The organism is Streptosporangium fragile (genome assembly GCF_039534445.1).
GTDB classification, from domain to species: domain Bacteria; phylum Actinomycetota; class Actinomycetes; order Streptosporangiales; family Streptosporangiaceae; genus Streptosporangium; species Streptosporangium fragile.
On record NZ_BAAAVI010000007.1, the window covers coordinates 140,313 to 161,772 of the forward strand.

Here is a 21,460-nt window from a genome sequence, read left to right on the forward strand (position 1 = left end):
CGGGGCCCGGCGTCCAACGCCCAGGGGCGCCGCTCGGTCGAGCGGCGCCCCTGGGCGTTGCGGGCCGGGTGGGGGTCCGGCGGGTGCCACGGACGGCGCGGGTCACGCGTCGCCGTGGCGGGTGGACGCTGCGCGCGGCCTACCCGGCGTAGACCGGGTAGCCGTAGCCGACGACCTGGGACTTGGGACGGACGCGCTGCTCGACGCGGCCGACGCCGGTGTTGCCCTCGATCGTGGTGATCGTGCCGTCGCCGTTGTCCTTCTTCACGAAGCCGACGTGGTCGATCGCGTCGAGGTTCTTGCTGCCGTTCCAGTCGAAGTAGACCACGGCGCCGGGCTTGGGGGTCTGGCCCCAGTGCTTGTTGGCCTTGAACCACTTGGCGTGGGTGACGGTGTAGGCGTCCCAGCCCATGGTGGGCCGGATGCCCGCCTGCTCGCCGATCCAGGAGACGAACATCGCGCACCAGGGGGCGTTGGCGTAGGCGCGGACGGAGCCGCCGTCACGGGCGACGGTCTCCTTGGCGCGGGAGGAGGACATGTACCAGTCGTGGAACTTGGTCCCGCCACCCTGGGCGTTCTCGCGGATGCCGATCTGCTTGGCGGCCAGCTCCAGGACCTGGGCGGCCGACACCTTGGGCAGCTTCTCCGCCTGGATCTCCAGGGGGGTCTTCGCCGGCGAGGCGCTCTTGGGGGTGTTGACGGACTCGGCGGGCGGGGCGCTCAGCGGGGGGTGGCTGTCGGCGAACGCGGCGGGGGCGGCGATGCCGGCGGTGAGGGCGATGGACGCGCCCAGAACGATCCGCGTGAGGTGGGGGGCGTTGGGGGTGGGGCGGTACTTGGCCATGCGGGGGTTCGACTCCTTGCTTCGCTTCCATTCCGCCTACCGGGTTAGCTGACGGGTTCGGGCTGGGAAGTGCCCTACGGCGCGGTATGCGCTGATTCACCCCAGGAACGTGGTTCCCCGGTTCTGCGACGGGTGTCGCGGATTCGGCGGCCGTGCTCACCGGGACGAGGTCCGCCCAGGTGAAGCGCGGTCGGGCAATGTGACGGCAACGCTCAGGTCTCGATAGACCTAGGCGTTCGCCACGAACGAGATGAAGCTACGGGATTCGGACAGAAGATTACAAATGCGACACATTGCCATCGCTTGGTACTACGTCCGAAAACGGGGGGTACAACAGGGCGCCACCCGGCCGGAGGAAAGGGGTGGCGGAGGTCCGTTCCGGCGCCGGACGCGCCGGATCCGGCCGCCGGAGTGAAGGGGTGATCCGGGGCCGGAACCCCGCTGTGCGCGGGGATTCCGGCCCGCTTCGCGAGTCGGCCGATCTTCGTCGGCGGGCGCGACGGAAGCCGGGCGGGGGTGCCCCGCCGGGCCGTTCCATGGTCACGATTTAATCGAACACGATTTCGATAGTAAAAAGTGTGGTGAAGGTACGCACAGCATCATGAAAGCCATGGAAAGGTCACAGTGATCTCCGGCCCTCCGGAGAGTGCTCCGGGGGCACGACCGCCGCTGAGCGGTCTCACTCCCCGGGAGCCGACCAGGCGCGGATCAGGGGGAGCAGGAACCGGTCGACCGTCTCCTCGGCGAACGCCCGGTCGAGCGGTCTGCCGGTGAAGAACAGGCGATGCCACACCATCGCCTCGGTGACCTTCCTGATCTCCGCCGGATCGACGTGGCCCGGCAGCTCGCCGCGCTCCCTGGCGCGGTCGAGCAGCGGCGTGGTGCCCGTGATATCGGGCCTGGGCACGTGGTCGCGCAGGGCGGCGGCCAGCTCGGGGGAGACGAGCAGCGCCGTGAACAGGCCGAAGATCATGGCGTGCTTCTGCTCCACGACCCGGCAGAAACCGGCCACGACCTCGACCAGGTCGCCGCGCATCGACCCGGTGTCGGGTGGGGCCGGGACGTCGCTCTCCAGGTGGTTGCAGACCAGGTCGACGACCAGGGCCTCCTTGCCCGGCCAGCGACGGTAGATCGTCGCCTTGCTGGCGCTGGCCCGCTTGGCGATCTGGTCGATGGACATCCGGTCGTACCCGACCTCGGACAGCAACTCCAGGGTCGCGTCCAGAATCGCCCGCTCCCGCAGGGGGTCAAGACGCAAGGTGCCTCCGCTGGATCGTCAGTGCTGCCGGGCCACCTCGAATCGTACGCCGGTCAGCTCCTCGGAGACCTCCCACAGTCGCCGGGCCAGCGCCGTATCCGTCGCCTGCGGTGAGCGGCGCACCGCCTTCAGGCCCGGGCCGACGAACTCCCCGCCCTTCGCGTCGGGGGAGGTGGCCGCGTAAAGGGAAGGTACGGCGCCCTTGGCGGGTGACTGCATCACCAGGCGCAGCAGGGCGTTGACCGGCCCCAGCTTCACGATCCCGGTGGCCGTCGCGCCCGGGTGGCTCGCCAGGCTCAGCAGGCCCACGCCCGCGGCGTCGGCGCGGCGCTGCAGTTCCGTGGCGAACAGCAGGTTGGCGAGCTTGGAACGCCCGTAGGCGGAGAACCTGCCGTACCGGCGCTCCAGGCCCAGGTCGTCGAAGTCGATCCTGCCCATGGCGTGCGCGTCGCTGGAGACCGTGACCACCCGGGCCCCCGGGCGGGCGAGCAGGCGGGGCAGGAGCAGCCCGGTCAGCGCGAAGTGGCCGAGATGGTTGGTGCCGAACTGGGCCTCGAACCCGTCGGCGGTGGTCCGCCGGGGGATCATGCCGATCCCGGCGTTGTTGACCAGCAGGTCCAGCGGCTCCTCGACGGTCGCCGCGAACGCGCGCACCGAGCCCAGGTCGGCCAGGTCCAGCGCGCCGATCTCGACGGCCGCTCCCGGGACCGCCGACCTGATCGTCTCCAGCGCGGCCCGGCCCCGCCCGGGGTCACGCGCGGTCAGGACGACCCTCGCGCCGTGCCGGGCCAGCTCCAGCGCCGTCGGCAGGCCGATGCCGCCGGTGGCCCCGGTGACCACCGCGGTGCGGCCGGTCAGGTCGGGGATGTCGTCGGGAGTCCACATCGCTCGCTCCTCGTGGTGTACGAAACGGTTCCGTACACCACGGTAGGGGGTGTCACAAGTGGGCGCAAGCGCGCGTAGTCGGCTGTTCACCCCCAGTTCCCGGGGGTGTAAGATCGCCAAGTTACGTTGAGGCGGTCGTGAACGGGTCATCGCCCGGCGTGGAGGACGGTCGAGACCACGCGCGGGAGCAGGGTTCGGCCGTTGCGTGGGTGGAGTCCCCGTTGCAGATGCTCTGCGCCGTGGAGGCCCACCACGCGGGATTGCTCGGCCCGCGCAGCCGTCTCGTGCCCCGGGCCAGGCTGCGCCCGCTGGCCGTGACGGGCCGCGAACTCGACCACCTCGACCTGCCGCCCGGCCTGGAGCTCACCGCCCCCGAGCCAGACGTGCCCCGGCCCCGCCGGGGCGCGACCTGGGCGGTGGGCGACGCCTTCTCCGGCAAGGTCCAGGCCCGCTGGCTCACGGCCTTCCCCGGCCGGATCGTGATCGTCGACGACGGCCTGGCCACCATCAGGCTCCTGGAGCTGCTCGCCGCGCCGCTGGGCACGCCCCTGCTGCGGGCCCGGGGGAAGGCCGGCCGGCTCCGGACCGTCCTCGGCGTGGCCGCCGGGCTCAGGCTGCGCGCCGCCGCCCGCGCGGGACGGCTCTCGATCTTCACGGCGCTGCCCGTCCCCGCCGAACTCGCCCAGGCCGTACGGGACAGGGGTGCCGAGCTGGTCACCCACGACTTCGGGTGGCTGCGCGCGCAGCCCCTGCGCGGGCCCCGCCCCGCGGAGCGCACCGTCGTCCTCGGCACCTCGCTGGTCCGCAACGGCCTGATCCACCGCGACCACTACTTCACCTGGCTCGCCGGGCTCGGCTCCGACGGGCCGGTGGCCTACTTCCCGCACCGCCGGGAGGATCCCGACGACCTCGTCCGGGTAGGGGAACAGCCCGGAATCACCGTCTACGACGGCGGGATACCGGCCGAGATGACCCTGCGCGGGCTGGCCGCGGAACAGCGGGTGCTGAGCCTGCCGTCCACCGCGGTCACCTCCCTGCGGGTGCTGCTCTCGGCCCGGGGCGTCACCGTGGAGACGGTGGACGTGCCGGACGAGTGGTGGACCGCCGAGGCGGCGCCCTCACTCCGTTCCCACCTTTCGATGTTCGCTCACCACGACACTGGAGTTACCGGTTGAAGGTCCTGGCCGTGGCCGACTCTGATTCCTACCTGAAGTGGGCGGCCTGCCTGCTCCGGGACCTGCCCTCGGGCTGCGACACGGAACTGGCGGTGATCCGCACACCCATCACCCCCTCGGAGGCCCAGATCCACGCCGCGGTCGCCGGCTCGGCGGCCGACCCGCCGGTGCTCTCGGCCCGCGCGCTGCGCCGTACGGCTGAGCGGTTCCGGCCCGACGCGGTGCTGGCCGCCTGCACCGGGCCCGTGGTGGACGTGCTGGTCGGCGAGGTCCTCGCCGGGTTGCGGCCCAGGCCCGTGTTCGTCTCCGGGCTGCCCGGCATCTCCATCCCCGCCACCGAGAAGGCCTGGCTGTTCCGGAGCGGGTGCGAGCTGTTCGTACTGCACAGCGGGCGGGAGGTCGAGGAGTTCTCGGCGGTCGGCCGCCGACTGGGCGGGGGCGGGGAGATCGGGCTGGCCCGGCTGCCGTTCCTGCACACCCGCGAGGAGGTCCCCGTGACCGGCCCGCGCAACCGGGTGATCTTCGCCACCCAGGCCAAGGTGCCCCGGCGCAGGGAGGAACGCGAGCGGATCCTGCTCACCCTGGCCGAGCTGGCCGGCCGCCGGCCCGACCTGGACGTGGTGGTCAAGCTCCGCGCGCTCGACACCGAGCGCCAGACCCACAACGAGCGCTACCACTACCAGCGCCTGTGGCAGACGCTGGCGGCGGACGGCCGGGTGCGCCCCGACGCCGTGCGTTTCGCGGTGGGGCCCATGCACGAGCATCTGGCCCACGCGGCGGGGTTCGTCACCGTCAGCTCGACCGCCGCGCTGGAGGCCATCGCCCAGCGGGTGCCGCTGCTGGTCCTCTCGGACTTCGGGGTCGGCGCCGAGATGATCAACCTGGTCTTCGAGGGCAGCGGGCTGCTCGGCACGCTCGACGACCTCGCCCTGGGCCGCTTCCGCACGCCGGAAGACGCCTGGTGCAAAGCCAACTACTTCCACTCCGGCGACGAGAGCGACTGGGCCTCGCGGATGGTCTCCCTGATCGGGCAGGCCCGTTCGGGGCGGCTCGTCCCGGCCCGTTCCCTGCTCGACGGGCCCGAGTACGCCGCCGCCCGCCGCCGCGCCCGCCTGCGTGTGGAGGTGCCGCCCAACGTGCTGCGCGTCGGCTACCGCGCCAAGCGCCGCATGCGCCGCTACCTGAAGGCCCTCGGCTAGGGCCCGCCTGATAAACGATCACGCCTGGTGCGGTTGGACGATCGCCCATGGCCCGACGCGGCGAGCCGACCGTCGAGGCCCGGCGGCGGATCGGGCCGTTGCCGCCCGCGGCGGAACGCGGGGCCTGGCGCGCACCCGGCCGGCCACGTCCGTGCACGACGCGGGCCGGTCGGCGTCCGTCGGCATGCCGGAGTACAAGGCGGCCGGGTACGGCCGCCACTTCGCGACGATCAGGACAGCGCCCGTGACAGGCGGCGGCGGAGCCTGCCCAGCGGGCTCACCTCCCGGGAGGGACCGCCCGGGGCCGGTGCGATCAGATCCAGGGCGGCCAGGCGCTGGCGTTTGAAGTAGCGGGCCGGGCCGTGCTCGGCCACGTAGGCGGCGGCGGCCTCCCGCAGCTCCGGATGGACCTGGCTCTGCATGCAGTAGCCGACCGCCCCCACCAGGGCCGGGAGGTCCACCGGCGCAGGCTCCTCCAGCGACCCGTCCGCCGACAGGCGCGGCAGCAGGGCGTCGGTGATCGTGGCCGGGATCCGGTTGCTGTTCTCGTACGGCGCCAGCCGGTCCAGGATCAGCTCGCCGCCCACCGTCGCCACCGGGAGCCCGAAATACCGCCGGGCGGTGATCAGGGCGGTGGAGAAGCAGCCGACCACCAGCTCGGGCCGGAGCGCCGCGAAACACGACTCGGCGGGCACGCTCTCGGCCACGACGGTCAACTCGACGCCCAGCTCACGCGCGGTCTCGCGGAGCCGCTGGGCGTGGCGCCGTCCCGCGGCCGGGTGCGGCTTGAACAGCGCGCCGCCGAACCCCCGGGCGGCCAGCCCCCGCAGCATGTCGGCGTGGAGCCCGGCCTCCTCATCGGGGGTGACGATGTCGAGCGCCGACAGGTACTGGCCGAGGATCATCGGCTGCCCGGCGGGCAGCCCCCCGGCGTCCGGCCTGACCCCGTCGAGCACGTCCAGGAACGCCCGCTCCGGAACGGTCTCGGCGGGCACGCCGTACTCCGCCAGCAGCAGCGGTGTCAGGCCGGGCACCAGGTCGAGGTGGAGCAGGCGGGTGATCCGGCCGGAGATCTCCGCCGGGAGCGGGTCGCGGGTGGGACCGTAACTCATCAGACCGTCGGAGTAGACCGAGATCGGACAGTCCTTGACCAGTCCGGCCAGGGTCCTGGCCGGGGGAACCGCGACGGACTCGACGACCAGCTCGTCCGGCCCGTCGTCGAGGGACAGGTACGAGCGCAACAGGCGGCCGAGCATCGGCACCTCGATGACGCGCGCCTTCCAGTCCGACGGATGCAGCGGGGCCACGATCTCGTTCCACGAGTGGATCTCATCGAAGCGCGGGCGCAGCGCGGCGAAGCCGGGGGTCTCGTCCAGGGGCGGGGTGATCTCCGGGATGGCCGCGTTGTTGGAGACCATCAGGATCCGGCGGCCGTCGCGCGGCCCGAAACGGCCCTCGTCGATCGCCGCCGCCAGCGTCATCGCGCCGAACAGGGTCGAAGCGTAGAACAGCTGCGTCATCGGACCTCCAGAAGGCTCCGCAGGATCTCGTCGCGCTCCGGATCAAGCCGGGTCTCGGCGAGTACGTCCGCGGGGAGCCGTCGCAGGGCGGCGGCGCCGCGTTCCTCGAACCTGGCGCGCAGCTCGGGCGAGAACCGATCGCGCAACTCCAGGTGGTGGGCGAGCAGCGCGCAGAACATGCGCACCGCCTTGGGCGTGAACTCCTCCTCCAGGTCGGCGAAGACCAGGTCGAAGGCGTCGAAGAAGTGCAGTTGCCGGGCGTCCCCGATCTGGGTCAGCGAGCCCGAGACCATCCGCCGGTAGAACAGCCCGGCGAGCGAGACCACCGCGAACGACGTCGCCTGGCGGTGCAGCCGCCAGATCCACGGCCGGTCCTCGGCGGTGTGCAGGTGCCCGGGGAAGGTCAGCAGGTCACCGAGGTCGCGGCGGTAGATCCCGGCCCAGGCGTACGGGTAGTCGACCATGGTCTTCGAGCGGGCCGGAAGGATGTGGTCGCGCGGTTTCACCACCACCTCGCGGGTGGCGAGCGGCGCCCGGTGGATGACTCTCCGCCGGCCCTCCACCTGTACGTGGTCCACCCGGACGAAGTCGCAGCCGAGCCGTTCGATCGCCTCGACCAGGTCACCGAGATAGCCGGGCGCGAGCCAGTCGTCACCGTCCATGAACGTCAGATAGCGGCCGGAGGCCAGCGAGAGCCCGAGGTTACGGGCGTCGGCCAGCCCGACCGGGGTCTCGTTGCGCAGCACGACGAGACCGGGCAGATCATCGCGGAAGTCCTCGATGATCTGCCCGGTCTCGTCCACCGATCCGTCGTCCACCACGATGAACTCGAAGTCCCTGCGCGCGTTCTTGACCAGCGAGGTCAGCGCGTCGGAGATGTAGAGCTCGCCGTCCCGCACCGGGACGATGACGGACAGTTTTATCAAGTTTTTCCTCGAAGGTGTGTAGGTCGGTCAGCCCCGGCCCGGCAAGCTCCGGGGACTGGGGTGGGTGGTGCCGCTCGGACGCGTCCGATGTCCTGCTCCGAGGGACTTCCGTTCGGACGCGCCGGTGACTGGACTGAGGAGCGAAGGAGCCCGCGAGGGTGCGCCGGTGACTGGACTGAGGAGCGAAGGAGCGAAGCGGATGAGCGACGAGGGAAGGAGCCGGACCAGAGCACCCGAGCCGCGACGCGCAGCGTCGCCGGCCAACACGCGGATGAGCGACGAGGGAAGGAGCCGGACCAGAGCACCCGAGCCGCGACGCGCAGCGTCGCCATAAACACAGCCATCTATACAGTGACGCGGCGCAGGCGTGCCTTGGGGGCCTCCTCACCTGGGAAGACACGCTTGACGCCGTCACCGAGGGCCGTCTCGATGATGCGGATGTCGCGGACCAGGTGTTCCAGGCCGGACGGCTCCAGGGAGGCGGCGTGGTCGGAGCCCCACATGGTGCGGTCGAGCGTGATGTGCCGCTCCACGGTCACCGCGCCCAGGGTCACCGCGGCCAGCGAGATCTGCAGGCCGCGCTCGTGGCCCGAGTAGCCGACCGGCACGCCGTACCGCTCCTGGAGGGTGACGATCGTGCGGAGGTTGGCCTCCTCCGGGGGGAGCGGGTAGGTGGAGGTGGCGTGCATCAGCACGAGCTTGGAGGTGCCGAGGATCTCCACCGCCCGGTCGACCTCCTCCAGGGTCGACATGCCGGTGGAAAGGATGATCGGCTTGCCGGTCACGGCGAGCGCGCGGAGCAACTCCAGGTCGGTCACGCTGGCGGAGGCGACCTTGTGGGCGACCACGTCCATGGACTCCAGGAACTCCACCGACGGCACGTCCCACGGTGAGGCGAACCAGTGCAGGCCCCGCTCCTCGCAGTACTTGGCGATCTGGGTGTACTCGTCCAGGCCGAACTCGGTCCTGATCTTGTACTCCATGTAGGTCATCTCGCCCCACGGCGTCTGCCGGATCTGGTCACGCTGCTCCGGCGGCACGCAGATCTCCGGGGTGCGCTTCTGGAACTTGACCGCCTGGCAGCCCGCGTCGGCCGCCACGTCGATCAGCCTGCGCGCGATGTCCAGGTCGCCGTTGTGGTTGATGCCGATCTCACCGATCACGTACACCGGCTGGCCGGCCCCGATCAGGGCGTCGCCGATCTGGACGGGCTTGGCGACCGGGGTGATCCGCAGTTCGGCCCGGGGCGCGGGCGCGGGCACGACCTCGTCCGCCGGGCGGGTCGCGAGGACCCGGTCGCACAGCTCCCGGACGGCACCCGCCCCACCGGGCCGGGTGAGCACGGTCCTGGCGGCGGCGCGGACCTTCGGGTGGGCGTCGGGGACGGTGACGGGCCAGCCGACCTCGCTCATCGGGCCCAGGTCGTTGACGTCGTTGCCGACGTAGGCGACGCGGGCCGGGTCCAGGCCCTCGATGGTCAGCCAGTCGCGCAGCACGGTCCGCTTGTCGGTCAGGCCCTGCAGGACGGGCACGCCGAGCTTGCGGGCGCGGGCCGCGACCACCGGGTTGTGCTCGGTGGACATGATCATCAGCTTGACGCCCGATCGGCGCAGCAGCGCGATGCCCATGCCGTCGGCGCGGCTGACCGCGACCATCTCGCGGCCGTCCTGGTCGACGTAGGCGCGGTCGTCGGTGTGCACCCCGTCGAAGTCGGTGATCACCGCGTCGACGTCGATCGGCTCGGGCTCGTCCACGAACGGCGCCAGCGCCCGGACGATCTCCAGGTCCTCGGGGGTGTCGACCTCGATGGCGTGGCGCGGCGACACCGGCTGCACGGCGACCGCGCCGAAGAAACGGTGACCGTGCTCGCGCAGACCCTCGGCCCGCATCACGTAGAACGCACCCGTCTCGCGGTAGTGCGGTTCGCGGTCCTGGCGGCGCGGGCGGTGGGACGGGTCGTGGTTGACCCCGGCGCCGTCGGCGCTCCACAGGAACTCGTGCGTCTCCAGGCCGGAGAACACGACGTCGGCGCTGCCGTCCAGGACCTTGACGATCGCGCTGTCGAGATCGGCGGGGTCGATGAACGCGCTGGTGCACTGCACCAGAACCACTACGTCGGGCATGTCGGGCATGTGGTCGAGGACGTGCAGTACGGCGGACTCGCTGGAGGCGGTCGCGCCGCTCAGTTCCTCCGGCCGGTCGATCACGGTCGCGCCCGCGGAGCGGGCCACCTCGGCGATCTCCGCGTGGTCGGTGCTGACCACGACCTCGTCGATCAGTTCGGCACGCACGCAGGCCCTCACCGCACGGGCGACCAGGGGACTGCCGCCCACCGCGGCCAGGTTCTTCAGGGGGACGCCCACCGAACCTCCGCGGGCGGGAACAACGGCCAGGACTCGCAAGGTGGCTCCTCAAGACATACGGACAAAACCCCCCGAGCTGGGGTGTCTTTGGAACCTAGCCACGAGGGTGACCGGCCAGGGGTGCCTGAGCTGAACGCCCAGAGTCGCCCGTCTGAACTTTCCGAGCGACCGGGGGCCCCAGCCGGGAGGGCCACGGAGCCTCTCTCCCCGCCGGACCCCCTTCTCACCTGCCGTTTCGGGAGAGGCCTCCCGGCGGTGGTCTCCCGAGGGAGATCTCTCAGCGGCCGCTCTTCCCGGGGGCGTCTCTCAAGGGGCGGCGCCGATGGAGCCCATGAGCATGGGGAGCGCGCGTTCGAGGCCGCGGCGCCAGTAAGGCCAGGTGTGGGTGCCGGGGCCGTAGAAGTCGACCGTCACGTTGGCCCCGTCCGCCCTGGCCCGCTCGGCGAAGGCCTGGGCCTGACGGAGCAGGGCCGCCTCACCGTCATCCTGCGTGGCGGTCGGGCCGTCCAGCGGGCCGGGAGAGCCGTCACCGCTGGAGACGAAGAGCCGCACGTCGCGCAACTTGCCGGTCAGGTCGGTGGGGTTGTGGGCCGCCCACGCGGGGTCCTGCGGGGCGCCCCAGAGCTTGGCGGAGCTCTCGCCGTTGCGCCTGAGGAGCCACTCGACACCGCCGTTGCCGTCGCGGGTGTGCAGCACGCCGGAGAAGGAGGCCGCGGCCTGGAACATCCCGGGGTGGCGGCCCGCGTACGACATCGCGCCGAAGCCGCCCATGGACAGCCCCGCCACCGCCCGCCGGTCACTCGCGCCGTACTCGCTCTCCAGGATCTGGCGCACCTCGGTCAGGTGGAAGGTCTCCCAGCCCGGGCCGTCGCGCCAGTCGGAGTAGAAGCCGACGGTGCCGACCTCGGGGACGACCACCAGCGCCCGGTACCCCGCGGTGAGCCTCGCGGCCTCGCCCTGGGTGATCCAGCTGTCGTACTCGGCCTGGCAGCAACCGTTGAGCAGGTAGAGCACCGGCCAGGGGCCCGAGCCCGGCTTCCAGCCCTCGGGCAGCAGGATCCGGACCATGCCGTCGCGGCCGAGGGCGGCGGAGTCGACGGTGAGCTCGTGGTCACGTTCACCCAGCTTGTTCACCCGGTAATCGGGAATCTCCGTGGCCGTCGCTCTGTAGTCACCGGTGCCGTCGGGGGAGAACGGTGTCAGCAACGCGAGCAGCACCGCCGCCACCGCGAAGGTGACCAGCAGCAAGACTCCCAGACGTACAACCGTGCGTTTCACGTGGTCAATCCTCTCCCGTCACGGTGATCACTGGAAGCCCACATGCCGGAAGCGATCCAAGGTGGGCCGCAAGAGATGGGAAACCGATTACCCATGCCCGGCGATCTCCCCGGCCGTCCCGGCCGCCGGAGGGCATCGGGTTCCGCCGGGGCGGGCGTCACCGGTACGGCTCCTCCGGGTGCCGCAGGCCCCGGCCGGCGGCACGGGGCACCCCCGGCGCTCGCTCGGGTGGATCGACCGCACGGCGGGTCAACCGGTGAACGCCCCGGCCAGGACCGTTCCGCACCACGCGGCGCCCAGGCCGCCGACGAGGCTCCCGGCGATGTTGAGGGCCGCGGCCAGGCGGGCGCCGCTCCCGGCCAGCCGTACCGTCTCGTAGGCGAAGGTGGAGTACGTGGTCAGCGCGCCGCAGAACCCCGTCCCGACCAGGGCCGTCACCCAGGCGTCGGCGGGCAGCGCGAGCAGGAATCCCAGGAGCGCCGATCCGGCCATGTTGACGGTGAACGTCCCCCACGGGAAGACCATGTCGTGGCGGGACTGCACGGCCCGATCGGTCAGATAGCGCAGCGGCGCGCCGACGGCCGCACCGAGCACGACCAGCAACGCACTCACGCTGCCTCCTCCGTCGGCAGCGTTCGCGGTTCGCTACCGTGTTCACCGGTTCGCGCGATGCTGCCATGTCCGGTGGTTCGCCCGCTCACCTCGCCCCCTCTGTCCCGGCGTCCTCGGCGGACCTGCCGGACCGTCCGACGTAGCGGATCACCTCGACCGGGTCGATGATGACCAGTCCCTCTCCGACAAGTTCGTCGAGTTCGGGGAGGAAAGCCTGAATTGCCGTTTCGCTGTCGACGATGACGATCGCCAGCGGAAGGTCCTCCGACAGCGACAGGATCCGGGTGGTGTGGATGTGGTTGGAGGCGCCGTACCCTTCGATGCCGCGGATCACACTGGCCCCCGCCAGCCCGGCCTGATGGGCGCGGCGCACGATCTCGTGGTACAGCGGCCGGTGGCGCCACTGGTCGCTCTCCCCGATGAAGATCGTCAAGCGGAGCGCGGGACCATGCAGTTTCACGATCGTCTCTCCCGGTGATCGGCACGGCTCGGACGGGTGGCCAGGCGGGTCGCCGCGGCGCCGAGGTGGGCGGCCGTCACGGCGGCGGCCACGGTGGCGAACATGTAGACCAGCGCGGTCTGCGGGGCGCCCGCGGCGGCGGTCCCGCCGATGTCGGCGATGTAGGCGGAGAACGTGGTGAACCCGCCCAGCATCCCGATCCCGAAGAAGGGGCGCAGGAGCGGGTGGGCCTGCCGGGTCTCGGTCACGAGCACCATCAGCACGCCGATCAACAGGCATCCGGTCATGTTGATCGCGAAGGTGGCCCAGGGGAAGCCGCCCGGCGGGTGCGGGAAGGTCACGGTCAGCCCGTGGCGGGCCAGCGCCCCGGCCGTCCCGCCGACCGAGATCGCCGCCAGCGTCGTCCACGGAACCCGGCGTGTCCCGTCCCGCCGCCGGCCGGCGCGTGCGGCGGTGCCGGAACCGGCGGGTGCGGCCCGTGCGAAGGGCCCGGACGGCGTGGCCGGCCCCGAGGACGTGGCCGCGGTGACCGGCGTGGACTGCGCGGGCGGCGCGGCCGAGGTGACCGGCGCGATCGGTGCGGGCGGCGCGGCCGGTGCCGAAGACGGGGGTCCGGCGGGGTTGGGGCCGGGCGTCTTTGGCGTTTCAGCCATGAAGCTCTCCTACCAGGACGATAGACGCATCTGGTAGGGACCGTTGGCGGCTGCCGCCGCGGTTCGCCCCGCACGGTCGGCGGAGCCGGCGGGCCCCACCGCCGCAACCAAGGAAGGCTCGCCACCAGCATACCGATCACCCAGGCCCGCCCTCCGCCGCGCCCGCTCCTGCAGGCGTGTCCGTCGTCCGTCTCCCGCCGCGCCCTCGATCATCCGGCTCCTCGGTGCCGAATGGCTGAGCCGCTCCGGTTCGAGGCCAGATCGGCGACCAACTCGGAGAGAACGAGTTCCTCCTCGACGCGTACAGCACGTCGTGCCATCGCCGACGCCAGCTCCGGATCCCATGGTGTCGGATTCGGGCGGCCGGTGAGCGGCGCCGACGAGGGCACCGCCTCGTAGGAGGTGGCATCGAAGCGCCACGGGACGAAGCCGAGCCGCTCGTGGATCGCGGCAGCGATGGCGACTCCGCCCCAGTCGAAGTCACCGTGGTAAGCGAACGTCGCGCCCCCGGATGCGAGGAGGCCCAGCAATCGCCAGACGGCGGCCGACGGCCTGCCGCCGCCGCAGACCAGCGGCGGGCAGGAAGCCCCGAGCTCGTCGGCCGCCGCGGCCACCACCACCGGGTTCTCACAGATCCTGACGAGGTCCGCCTGGAACGGCGTCTCGTGACGGCGGAGTTGGCGCAGGGTCAGTACGCACGGCTCGCCCGCCGCCCTGGCGGCGCTCAGCATGCGTCCGGTGGGTGTGCGGTCGTCACCCGGCAGTCCCAGGCAGAGCACGAGGGAGGACAGGTCGTCGAGGTGGACCCCGATGGCGGCCCAGGTCCTGCGGCGGGCATCGGCGCCGCCTTCACCCGCGTACGGCAGGCCGGCCAGCGCACGGGCCGCGGACAGGGCCAGCGTCGCCAGCGGCCGTCCCTCGTCCAGGGCGTGCGCGTCGCCGCAGGTCTCGGCAGCCAGCCGGCCGAGGGGCAGGCCTGATGACGGCAGCCGGTCCAGTACGGCGGCCAGCCGGTCGAGCAGCGGACCTGCCTCCTCGGCCGTGGCGGTGAGCCTTCGGACCACCCCGGTGGCCTCCAGCCATGAGCGCCAGCCGGCCAGCTCGGGGCGGCCGGCGACGAGGGTGTCGAGCCGTGCGAAAGCCTGTTCCCAGGCCGCCGTCCGGGCCGCGCTCTCTCCGGCCAGGTCGCGGACCGGGCCGCGCAGCCGTACGACGGCCTCGCGCAGCCCACCGGCGGCGACGCCGCTGGCACGCAACATCCGGTCCATGTCGCCCAAGGAGACCGACAGCGAGGTGCCCGCTCCCGCCCGGCGGCCGAGCAGCAGCTCGATCGCGCGGCGCTGGGCCGGTGTCGCGGCGGCGAGCGTCACCGTGCCGGTCAGCGGCCTGCCCTGTTCCATACGGCGACGTACCCGGTCCACCAGCCAGGCGGTCTCGTCGCCGCCCAGCAGCCGCAGCAGTCGCTCCTCCGCGCCGCTCATCCGAACAGGTTCTCCTGCTGCGCGGCGGTCGCAGGGGAGACCTCGGGCACCGGGAGGGTGGGGCGCTCCGCCCGTCGCCGCTCGCGGCCGTCCCAGCGCCAGGGTGTCACCAGCACCGCGTCGATGCCGTCACGACGGGAGAGCTGGCAGATCGCCAGCCCGGGTACCTGCGGGTAGCAGCCCCACTCGCGCTCGCTGGTCATCACCACGTCCATGTCGAACGTGGCCAGCAGGCCCAGGCACTTGGCACGAGAGTCGTCGTCGACCCCCGCGAACGCCTCGTCCAGGGCCACCAGCCGGGGCGCGTACGGGTTGCCCGCCGACTTGTAGTAGGCCGAAGCGGCGGCGAACAGCGGCACCGACGCGGCCAGCACCCGTTCGCCGCCGGAGGCCGGGCCGGTCGCGGCCCGCCACTGCCCGTCCTGCAGCCGCTGGATCGCGAACTCGTGCCAGGCGCGGTAATCCAGGGCCCTGGCAAGCGCCTCGGCCCAGCCCGCGGCCGGATTGCCGGCGTGCTCGCGGGCGATGCGCTCCTGCAGGAACACGCCGACCGCGGCCCGGTCGGCGACGGACCATGCGTCCACGGTCTGCCGGAGTTTGTCCCGGACCCGGTCCAGTCCGTCGGGGGCGTTCCTGGCCGTCTTCCAGACCAGGCGCAGGCGCATGCCGGTAGAGGTGGGGCGGGACTCCAGTTCGGAGTTCATCTCCCGGACCTCGGACTCGGCTGCGGCGATCAGGTCATGCAGCGTTCCGGCGACCTCGTTGAGCAGGTGGTTCTCCAGGATCTCGCGCTCCTTCGCCGACAGGAGCGTGGCCCGGTGCTCGGTCTCCTCCGCCAGCGCCGCGGCGAGCCCGGGAACGTCCCTGCTGCGTCCCTGGAACAGCACGTCCACGATCATGACCCCGTCGCGCAGGGTCAGCCCGACAGAGTGACCGTGCCTGGCCATGGCGTCCGAAAGGAGCTTGTGCTCTTCGGCCACCTTCTTCTGCACCCGATCCCAGGGGCCGTCACCGTCGTCCACGGTGTCAAGCTCGGCGTTGACCGACCTGGCCAGGAGCACGGTGGGCGTGGCCGCCCACTCGCCGCCCGTGTCGGGCACCTCCAGGTCGGGGAGCGCGACGCGTAGCAGGCCCGTTGCGGCGAACGCCTGGAATTCCCGCACGGCGGCGTCGCGCGCCACGGTCGCCTCCCGGATCTGCTCGCGCAGGGCGTCGCGTACGCCCTCGGCCTTGCCCCGTTCCTGCAAGGCGTCCTGTTCGCGGTGGCGGGTCGCGCGCTCGGTGGCCTCGCGCTCGCGCAGCTCCCTTTCCACCTGTTCGAGCCGGCGGAACAGCTCCTCGACGGCGGCGCCGGCGGTCTCGGCCAGCGCGCGGTACGTCTCGGCCGCGGCGTCCGCCTCGCCGCGTGCCGTCGCCGCCAGCTCGGCGGCGCCGTCGAGCCGGTCTCTGCTCAGGGTGAGATCCTCCTCCGCCTCCGCGGCTGTCTCGTGCGCGGTCCGCCATGCTTGTACGGCGGGCCACAGCCGGGCCAGGGCCAGCCGGTAGCCGGCGACCGCGGTCTTGACCTCGCCGAGCGCGGCGGGTTCCGCGGGCAGGCCGACATCGGCGGCGAACTCCTCGGCCCGGTCGCTCGCGACCTGCAGTTCGCCCTGCCGGTCGAGCAGCACCCGGGTCACGGCGGTGTGCTCGGTGTCCAGGTCACGCCGCCGCTCATACTCGGCGGCGCGCTTGACGTGAGCCTCGCGCAGCGGGGAGTCCGGCGGCAGCGCACGGTGTTCGGCGGCGAGCGTTTCCCGTCGTCCGGCGAGTGACCGCAGCCCGGCGTGCAGGTCGTCGATCCGCCGGTTGACCTGGTCCAGTTCTCCGCGAAGCGCCGTCAGCCGGGTGCGCCGGGCCGCCTCCCTCGCGCCCTCGCCGATGTAGTGAGCGCCGTCCTTGCGCCAGGACCCGGTGAGCACGCCGTTCGCCCACCGGCCGTCCACGGCGATCCACGTCCCGCCGCCGGGTCCGAGCCCGATTCCCTGCAGGACGGCCTGCACGGCGGTGTCGGACAGCGCCGCGGCCTGCGGGTCGGCGCGGTCCACGGCCGGACGCAGCACGGCGGAGCAGGACGGGCCGGTCGGCGCCTGGCCGGCCACGACGACGGTGTCGTCCTCGGCGAGCAGTGTCCCGTCGGGTGTCACCCAGGAGTCCAGGATGCCCGCGGCTTCCAGCGCGGCCTCAAGCCCTGCCCGGTGGTCGGCCGGTACCGCGTCGGCGAAGTCCACCACCTTCCACAGCGGAGCGCCCGGACGACCGGGGCGGGCGGCGGGGCCGCGCGTATGCGGAGCGGGCGGGGCGTCGTGACCACCCGCTTCCAACCGTGAGATCTCCTCGGAGAGCGTCACGGCGGCCTGCCTCGCGCCGCGCAGTTCGGCGTCCAGTTCGGCGCCCAACCGGCCGAGTGCGTCGGTGGCCGCCCTGGCCGCGTCGTCCACGGCGGCCGCGGCCGGGTTGGGGCCCTCAGCCGAGACCGCCCACGCCCCCAGCGCCGCAAGCGCCTCGTCGGGGTCGTCCAGCTCCAGCTCACTCAGGCCGGCCAGGTAGAAGGTGTAGTCCTGGACCAGCCCGGCGCTCGCCGCGCTCGCGGCCTCCTCAGCGGCGGCGATCCGCTCGGCGGCTGCCTGCAACTCCCCGGTCAGCCGGTCCGCCTCGGCTCGTGCCGTCTTCAGCCCGGCCCGGGCCTGCCGTACGGCGTCGATCAGTCGTTCCAACTCGCCGATCGCGCGCTCCTGGCGGTCCGCCAGAGCCTCAGCCTCCCGCCGGGCCTGCGCCGGCTCCGGCTGCTCCGCGATGACCTGCCAGTCGGTGACGGTGAGATGGTCGTACTCACATCGCGCCGCACGGGCGGCCGAGACGGCTGAATCCTTGGCGTGCTCCAGAGTGTGGGCTGCCGCGTCGGCCTTGTGCCGGGCCGTGCCGGCCCGCTGCTCACGGCGCCGGGTCTCGCCGGCGAGGCGGTCACGCTCCTGCTCGCAGCGCCGCGCGTGGTCGGTCAGCCGCCTGGCTTCCTCGCCGGTCTGCTTGAGTCGTTCCGCGTCGCGCATCTCGGGACTTCGCCGAAGAGCCTCCTTGCGCGCCTCCAGCAGATTGCGCTGCGCCGCCAGCTCTTCCAGCAACTGCCGGGCCGCCGCCAGCTCCGTCTCCGCCGCCGCGTGGCGGCTCTCCGCCTCGCCCAGGCCGCGGCCCAGATGCTCGTAGCGGCTGTGGGCCAGGCGCGGAACGGCGGCCTTGCGCCTGGCCGCGATCATGGCGTACCGGTGGTAGTGGACGAGGAAGTCGGCTGCCGCCTTTCGCGCTTCCGCCAGCCCGCGCAGCGCGTCGCGCTCCTCGTCGAGGCCGCGGAACGCCTCGGCGACCGTGGTGATCAGGGTGGAGCTGAGCGGCGGCAGCGCCTCGGTGAGAGCACGCGACAGCAGCTTCTCGTCCGGCTTCTTCGACAGCTGCGGCTGCCGCAGCTGGATGAGGAGATTCACCAGCGCCTCGTAGCGAGACTCGCCGAGCCCGAACAGCGCCTCGTCCACGGCCCTGCGGTAGTCGGCGGCCCGGTCGTAGACCATGCCGCGGCCCTCGACGGCCTCGCGCAGCTTCTCCCTGGTGAGCACCACCCCGGTGGGGGAGAGCAGGCGGAGCCCGTCGCCGACGCGCTGGGGGGTGAGGAAGAACCAGTGCCGGACGATGCCTCGGTCCTTGACCGCCTTCAGCCCGCAGCCGATCGTACGGAACTCCTCGGCACCGTCCGGATCGCGACGGCCGAACTCCATCCACGCGTAGCCCAGCCGCTCGGGATGCGGGTGCTTGCCGCCCAGCAGCAGGTTCCACTCCATCCTCTTCTGCCGGTCGCCGTCGGGCTCGACCCGGTGCGGGGCGAGCTCGCCGTCCAGGAGGAACGGCAATGTCAGGGCCAGCACCTTGGACTTGCCCGTGCCGTTGTTGCCGCGCAGTAGCAGGCGGCCGTCGTGGAAGTGGAACTCCTCCACGTCGTAGTAGAACATGTCCACGAGCCCGGCGCGCAGCGGCTTCCAGCGTTCTGAGGTCGGGGAAGGCAGCATCACTGTCCTTTGATGACGGGTTCGTCCAGTGCGTAACGGGCGATGGCGGGAAGGCCCACGGCTGAGCTCGCCGTGACGCGGACCAGCCGCAACGCCGTGAGCTTGGTCAGGGCCGTGGCCAGCAGTCCGTCCTCGGCGCCCGGCTCGGTCACGCCCTTGCGCCAGAACGAGGCGTGGGCGCGGGCGGCCTGCCGGACGAACGCCTTCAGCTCGTCGAGCGGCACCTCGCCGCGGGTGGCCAGATGCTCGGCGACCAGCAGTGTCACATGGCCGTCGGTGCGCTGCTCGGGCATGCGCACGTCGGTCAGCTCGTCGTCGGGGTCCACCATCGCGATGCCCTCCGCGCGTACTTCGGCCACCAGCCCGGTCGCCTCCTCGATCCGGCGGATGACGGCGTGCCGCTGGGAGGCCAGGTAGGCGCGCTCGGTCTCGTCGAGATCGGCGAAATAGATCACCGGGTCCTCCAGCAGCCTGCGGGTGAGCCTGCGGCGCAGCGCCTGGTTGCGCAGGTCGTCCGTATCGGCGACCGGCTCCGCGGTCAGCTCGGCGAGCCGTTCCTCGAACGAGTCCGCAGTGATCGTCGAGGGGCCCCGCGTGCCGGTGAGCAGCGCGGCCAGCACCGGCCTGCGCACGTCGTACAGCACGTCACCGGTCGCGCTCAGGTACGCGTCCTCATCGCCGGCGACCCTGCGCAGCACGCCCCAGTCGAGCAGCGTGCGCACCACGGCCACCAGGTCGGCCCGCTCGGCGCGGCTGTCGAGGGTGAAGGTGAAGTCCAGCTCCGGCTCGGCCGCGGCGGACAGCACCTCCTCGGCCAACCGGCCGAGCGTGGTCTGCGCGTCCGCCCGTTCCAGCACGGCCAGTGCCAGGCAGAGCAGGACGTAGCGGCGCCTGCCGTACGGCTCTCCCGCCCTGCCCCGCGCGGGGTGGGTCGCGTCACGCGTGTCGGAAGCGGTCTTGAACAGCCGCGCCGCACCCGTGTCCGCCATCAATCGCCAGCCCGTCTCGCGTGTGAGCCAGTCGCGCAGCTCGGTCAGGTGGCGCCGGACCAGCACCAGCGCCTCGGCGTCGCTCTCGGCGGTCAGCAGCGGCTTCGCCAGCAGCGCGCGCAACGCGGCACGGCGCTGGGCCAGCTCCTCCTCGGGGCTCATCGGGCCGCCATCAGGTCGATGATCTCCAGCTCGTGCTCGGGTCCGGTGAGCACACCGTCCTCGGTGCGGATCTCGACCTCGCCGCCATCGGGGACGAGAGTCAGGCGCACCTCCATCGAGCCGTCGCCGGTCACCGTCTTCACCTCCGTCTCGCCGGGCCGCCGGGCCGCGAGCGCGTCACCCAGCAGCCCCAGGAACAGCCGGAACGCCCGCGGATCGAGCACGTCCAGCTTCGACAGCAGGACCGGGCCGTCGGTGCGGAGCGCGGCGCGGGCAGCGTCCGTCTCGGCCGCCTCACGCTCGGCCCGCTCCAGCAGGAGCCGGCGGGCTTGGGTGCGGTCGGTCACCCTGTTCGGCTTGCCGCGGCGCTCGTAGGAGCCGGTGCGGCGAAGCTGGGGCGAGATCCTGATCGGCGGGGCCTCCCGCCAGGGGGTCCCGGCCCCGGCCTCCCGCCATTCGTCCAGGGTCGAGGCCGTGACGGTCAGGTGCCGGGCCGGGGTCAGGCCGAACGCGGCCCGCCACAGCCGGTGCGTCGCCGCCTCGTCGGGTGCCTCGGCGAACCAGCGGGCCAGGGTGCGGAAGTCCGCGGACCGGTCGGAGCGGCCGGAGCGCCGCTCGTTGAGCAGCCCGACCGCGTCGATGAGCTGCTTGATCGCCGTGATCGCCGCCTGGCGCAGCAGCCGCGCCTGGGACGGCCGGCCCACGCCTGTGGAGACGAACCAGTCCTGAAGGCCGCGCCAGCGGTTCAGCCAGGAGGCGAACGCGCTCTCCTCCGCCCTGCCGTAGGCCTCCGCGGCGGCTTCCCCCTCGGGCACCGCGTCGGCGGCCTCCCGGCGCGCGGCCAGCCTCAGCAGCTCCTCGTGGCCGCACGCTTCCAGCTCGGCCAGCAGCATGGCGATCCGCGCGCCGGAGTTGGCCAGATCGGCGATGAAACGGTTGATGTACTCGATCAGCCGCTCCTTGTAGGCGATGAACCCCGCCACGTCACCGTCGGAGAAATCGATCGCGCGGCGGAGCGAGGCCATGAACGCCTGGGCGTTGTCGGCCAGCGACGAGAACCGCTCGACCAGGGAGAGCAGGAGCAGATGGACCCTTGCCGGGTCGGGGTCCCGCTCCCGGGCCAGCACGGCCAGCGACTGCAACTGCTCGGCGATGTCGCCCAGCGCCACCGACTGCAGAACCCCGCGCCGTCCGATCGCCTCCTCGTAGAACGCGATCGCCTGCTCGGCGGCCTGCCCGGCCGGGGTGAGCTGGAACAGGTATCGCTTGCGGTGGAAGTCTTCCACGGACGTGACCCTGCCGGTGTCGGCGTCCGCCCGCAGATTGCCCCATTCCCGCAGTTTGTCCAGAGCCTGCGAGAGCGCGTCGTCGTTGTCCCGCCGCAGCTCCGCCGCCACGTCCTCCGGCCGCAGATGCACGATGAAACGTTCTTTCGCCCGCGCGAACGCGCGCAGGATCTCGCGATAGACCGCCGCGTTGGGCACGCTCAGGTGAGCGAAAGGCTGATGCTCCTGAGACGGGAAGCTCATGTCGACAGTTTCCCCGCCCGGAAGGAGTGCCGCGT

The 21,460-nt window shown here is 72.4% G+C and carries 16 protein-coding genes and 1 riboswitch; of the genes, 2 read left to right on the forward strand and 14 right to left on the reverse strand.

What is annotated here, in order from left to right:
• Positions 1 to 139 precede the first annotated feature (139 nt).
• The 3 genes from ABD841_RS07145 to ABD841_RS07155 form a co-directional block, all read right to left on the reverse strand.
• Complete coding sequence (locus tag ABD841_RS07145; protein ID WP_344969071.1) at positions 140 to 844, reverse strand: CHAP domain-containing protein; 705 nt, start codon at positions 842 to 844, stop codon at positions 140 to 142.
• An 18-nt stretch (positions 845 to 862) separates the two neighbouring features.
• Positions 863 to 1,003: riboswitch (cyclic di-AMP (ydaO/yuaA leader) on the reverse strand.
• Positions 1,004 to 1,523: 520 nt separating this feature from the next.
• Positions 1,524 to 2,102, reverse strand: coding sequence for a TetR/AcrR family transcriptional regulator (locus ABD841_RS07150; protein ID WP_344969073.1), 579 nt, complete (start codon positions 2,100 to 2,102; stop codon positions 1,524 to 1,526).
• Positions 2,103 to 2,120: 18 nt separating this feature from the next.
• Entirely contained in the window at positions 2,121 to 2,987 is an 867-nt protein-coding gene (locus ABD841_RS07155) for an oxidoreductase (RefSeq protein ID WP_344969075.1), read from the reverse strand.
• Between the two features lie 227 nt (positions 2,988 to 3,214).
• Here ABD841_RS07155 and ABD841_RS07160 point away from each other — a divergent pair, with 227 nt between their 5' ends.
• Both ABD841_RS07160 and ABD841_RS07165 read left to right on the forward strand, forming a co-directional pair.
• Positions 3,215 to 4,162 (forward strand): hypothetical protein, encoded by a 948-nt coding sequence (locus ABD841_RS07160; protein WP_344969118.1) that lies wholly within the window; start codon positions 3,215 to 3,217, stop codon positions 4,160 to 4,162.
• A gap of 11 nt (positions 4,163 to 4,173) precedes the next feature.
• Positions 4,174 to 5,361 (forward strand): DUF6716 putative glycosyltransferase, encoded by a 1,188-nt coding sequence (locus tag ABD841_RS07165; RefSeq protein WP_344969077.1) that lies wholly within the window; start codon positions 4,174 to 4,176, stop codon positions 5,359 to 5,361.
• Positions 5,362 to 5,591: 230 nt separating this feature from the next.
• Here ABD841_RS07165 and ABD841_RS07170 read toward each other — a convergent pair whose 3' ends face one another.
• The 11 genes from ABD841_RS07170 to ABD841_RS07220 all read right to left on the reverse strand — a co-directional run bounded on the left by ABD841_RS07170 (position 5,592) and on the right by ABD841_RS07220 (position 21,425).
• Complete coding sequence (locus ABD841_RS07170) at positions 5,592 to 6,881, reverse strand: alpha-2,8-polysialyltransferase family protein (RefSeq protein WP_344969079.1); 1,290 nt, start codon at positions 6,879 to 6,881, stop codon at positions 5,592 to 5,594.
• Entirely contained in the window at positions 6,878 to 7,807 is a 930-nt protein-coding gene (locus tag ABD841_RS07175) for a glycosyltransferase family 2 protein (protein WP_344969081.1), read from the reverse strand. Before ABD841_RS07175 ends, ABD841_RS07170 begins: the two co-directional genes overlap by 4 nt.
• A gap of 344 nt (positions 7,808 to 8,151) precedes the next feature.
• The gene (locus tag ABD841_RS07180; protein WP_344969083.1) at positions 8,152 to 10,209 is read right to left on the reverse strand and encodes an N-acetylneuraminate synthase family protein; all 2,058 of its coding nucleotides are present in this window, start codon (positions 10,207 to 10,209) and stop codon (positions 8,152 to 8,154) included.
• A gap of 267 nt (positions 10,210 to 10,476) precedes the next feature.
• The gene (locus tag ABD841_RS07185) at positions 10,477 to 11,448 is read right to left on the reverse strand and encodes an alpha/beta hydrolase (RefSeq protein ID WP_344969085.1); all 972 of its coding nucleotides are present in this window, start codon (positions 11,446 to 11,448) and stop codon (positions 10,477 to 10,479) included.
• A 249-nt stretch (positions 11,449 to 11,697) separates the two neighbouring features.
• Complete coding sequence (gene crcB, locus ABD841_RS07190) at positions 11,698 to 12,060, reverse strand: fluoride efflux transporter CrcB (RefSeq protein WP_344969087.1); 363 nt, start codon at positions 12,058 to 12,060, stop codon at positions 11,698 to 11,700.
• 85 nt (positions 12,061 to 12,145) lie between these two features.
• Positions 12,146 to 12,520 carry a DUF190 domain-containing protein gene (locus ABD841_RS07195; RefSeq protein ID WP_344969089.1) on the reverse strand — a complete coding sequence of 125 codons (375 nt, stop codon included), beginning with the start codon at positions 12,518 to 12,520 and terminating at the stop codon, positions 12,146 to 12,148.
• Positions 12,517 to 13,173 (reverse strand): fluoride efflux transporter FluC, encoded by a 657-nt coding sequence (locus ABD841_RS07200; protein ID WP_344969090.1) that lies wholly within the window; start codon positions 13,171 to 13,173, stop codon positions 12,517 to 12,519. The genes ABD841_RS07195 and ABD841_RS07200 overlap by 4 nt, the downstream gene beginning before the upstream one ends.
• Before the next feature lie 209 nt (positions 13,174 to 13,382).
• Complete coding sequence (locus ABD841_RS07205; protein WP_344969092.1) at positions 13,383 to 14,654, reverse strand: TIGR02679 family protein; 1,272 nt, start codon at positions 14,652 to 14,654, stop codon at positions 13,383 to 13,385.
• Positions 14,651 to 18,745 (reverse strand): TIGR02680 family protein, encoded by a 4,095-nt coding sequence (locus ABD841_RS07210; protein WP_344969093.1) that lies wholly within the window; start codon positions 18,743 to 18,745, stop codon positions 14,651 to 14,653. Before ABD841_RS07210 ends, ABD841_RS07205 begins: the two co-directional genes overlap by 4 nt.
• Complete coding sequence (locus ABD841_RS07215; protein WP_344969094.1) at positions 18,745 to 19,896, reverse strand: TIGR02678 family protein; 1,152 nt, start codon at positions 19,894 to 19,896, stop codon at positions 18,745 to 18,747. Before ABD841_RS07215 ends, ABD841_RS07210 begins: the two co-directional genes overlap by 1 nt.
• Positions 19,893 to 21,425: a TIGR02677 family protein gene (locus tag ABD841_RS07220; protein WP_344969096.1), complete on the reverse strand. Its 1,533-nt coding sequence runs from the start codon at positions 21,423 to 21,425 to the stop codon at positions 19,893 to 19,895. The genes ABD841_RS07215 and ABD841_RS07220 overlap by 4 nt, the downstream gene beginning before the upstream one ends.
• Positions 21,426 to 21,460: the final 35 nt, after the last annotated feature.

Bases quoted from the DNA above. Each gene is read 5' to 3' on its own strand.
- ABD841_RS07170 (WP_344969079.1), bottom strand. From the start codon at position 6,881: ATGACGCAGCTGTTCTACGCTTCGACCCTGTTCGGCGCGATGACGCTG.
- ABD841_RS07205 (WP_344969092.1), bottom strand. From the start codon at position 14,654: ATGAGCGGCGCGGAGGAGCGACTGCTGCGGCTGCTGGGCGGCGACGAG.
- ABD841_RS07155 (WP_344969075.1), bottom strand. From the start codon at position 2,987: ATGTGGACTCCCGACGACATCCCCGACCTGACCGGCCGCACCGCGGTG.
- ABD841_RS07160 (WP_344969118.1), top strand. From the start codon at position 3,215: ATGCTCTGCGCCGTGGAGGCCCACCACGCGGGATTGCTCGGCCCGCGC.
- ABD841_RS07215 (WP_344969094.1), bottom strand. From the start codon at position 19,896: ATGAGCCCCGAGGAGGAGCTGGCCCAGCGCCGTGCCGCGTTGCGCGCG.
- ABD841_RS07220 (WP_344969096.1), bottom strand. From the start codon at position 21,425: ATGAGCTTCCCGTCTCAGGAGCATCAGCCTTTCGCTCACCTGAGCGTG.
- ABD841_RS07200 (WP_344969090.1), bottom strand. From the start codon at position 13,173: ATGGCTGAAACGCCAAAGACGCCCGGCCCCAACCCCGCCGGACCCCCG.
- ABD841_RS07210 (WP_344969093.1), bottom strand. From the start codon at position 18,745: ATGCTGCCTTCCCCGACCTCAGAACGCTGGAAGCCGCTGCGCGCCGGG.
- ABD841_RS07145 (WP_344969071.1), bottom strand. From the start codon at position 844: ATGGCCAAGTACCGCCCCACCCCCAACGCCCCCCACCTCACGCGGATC.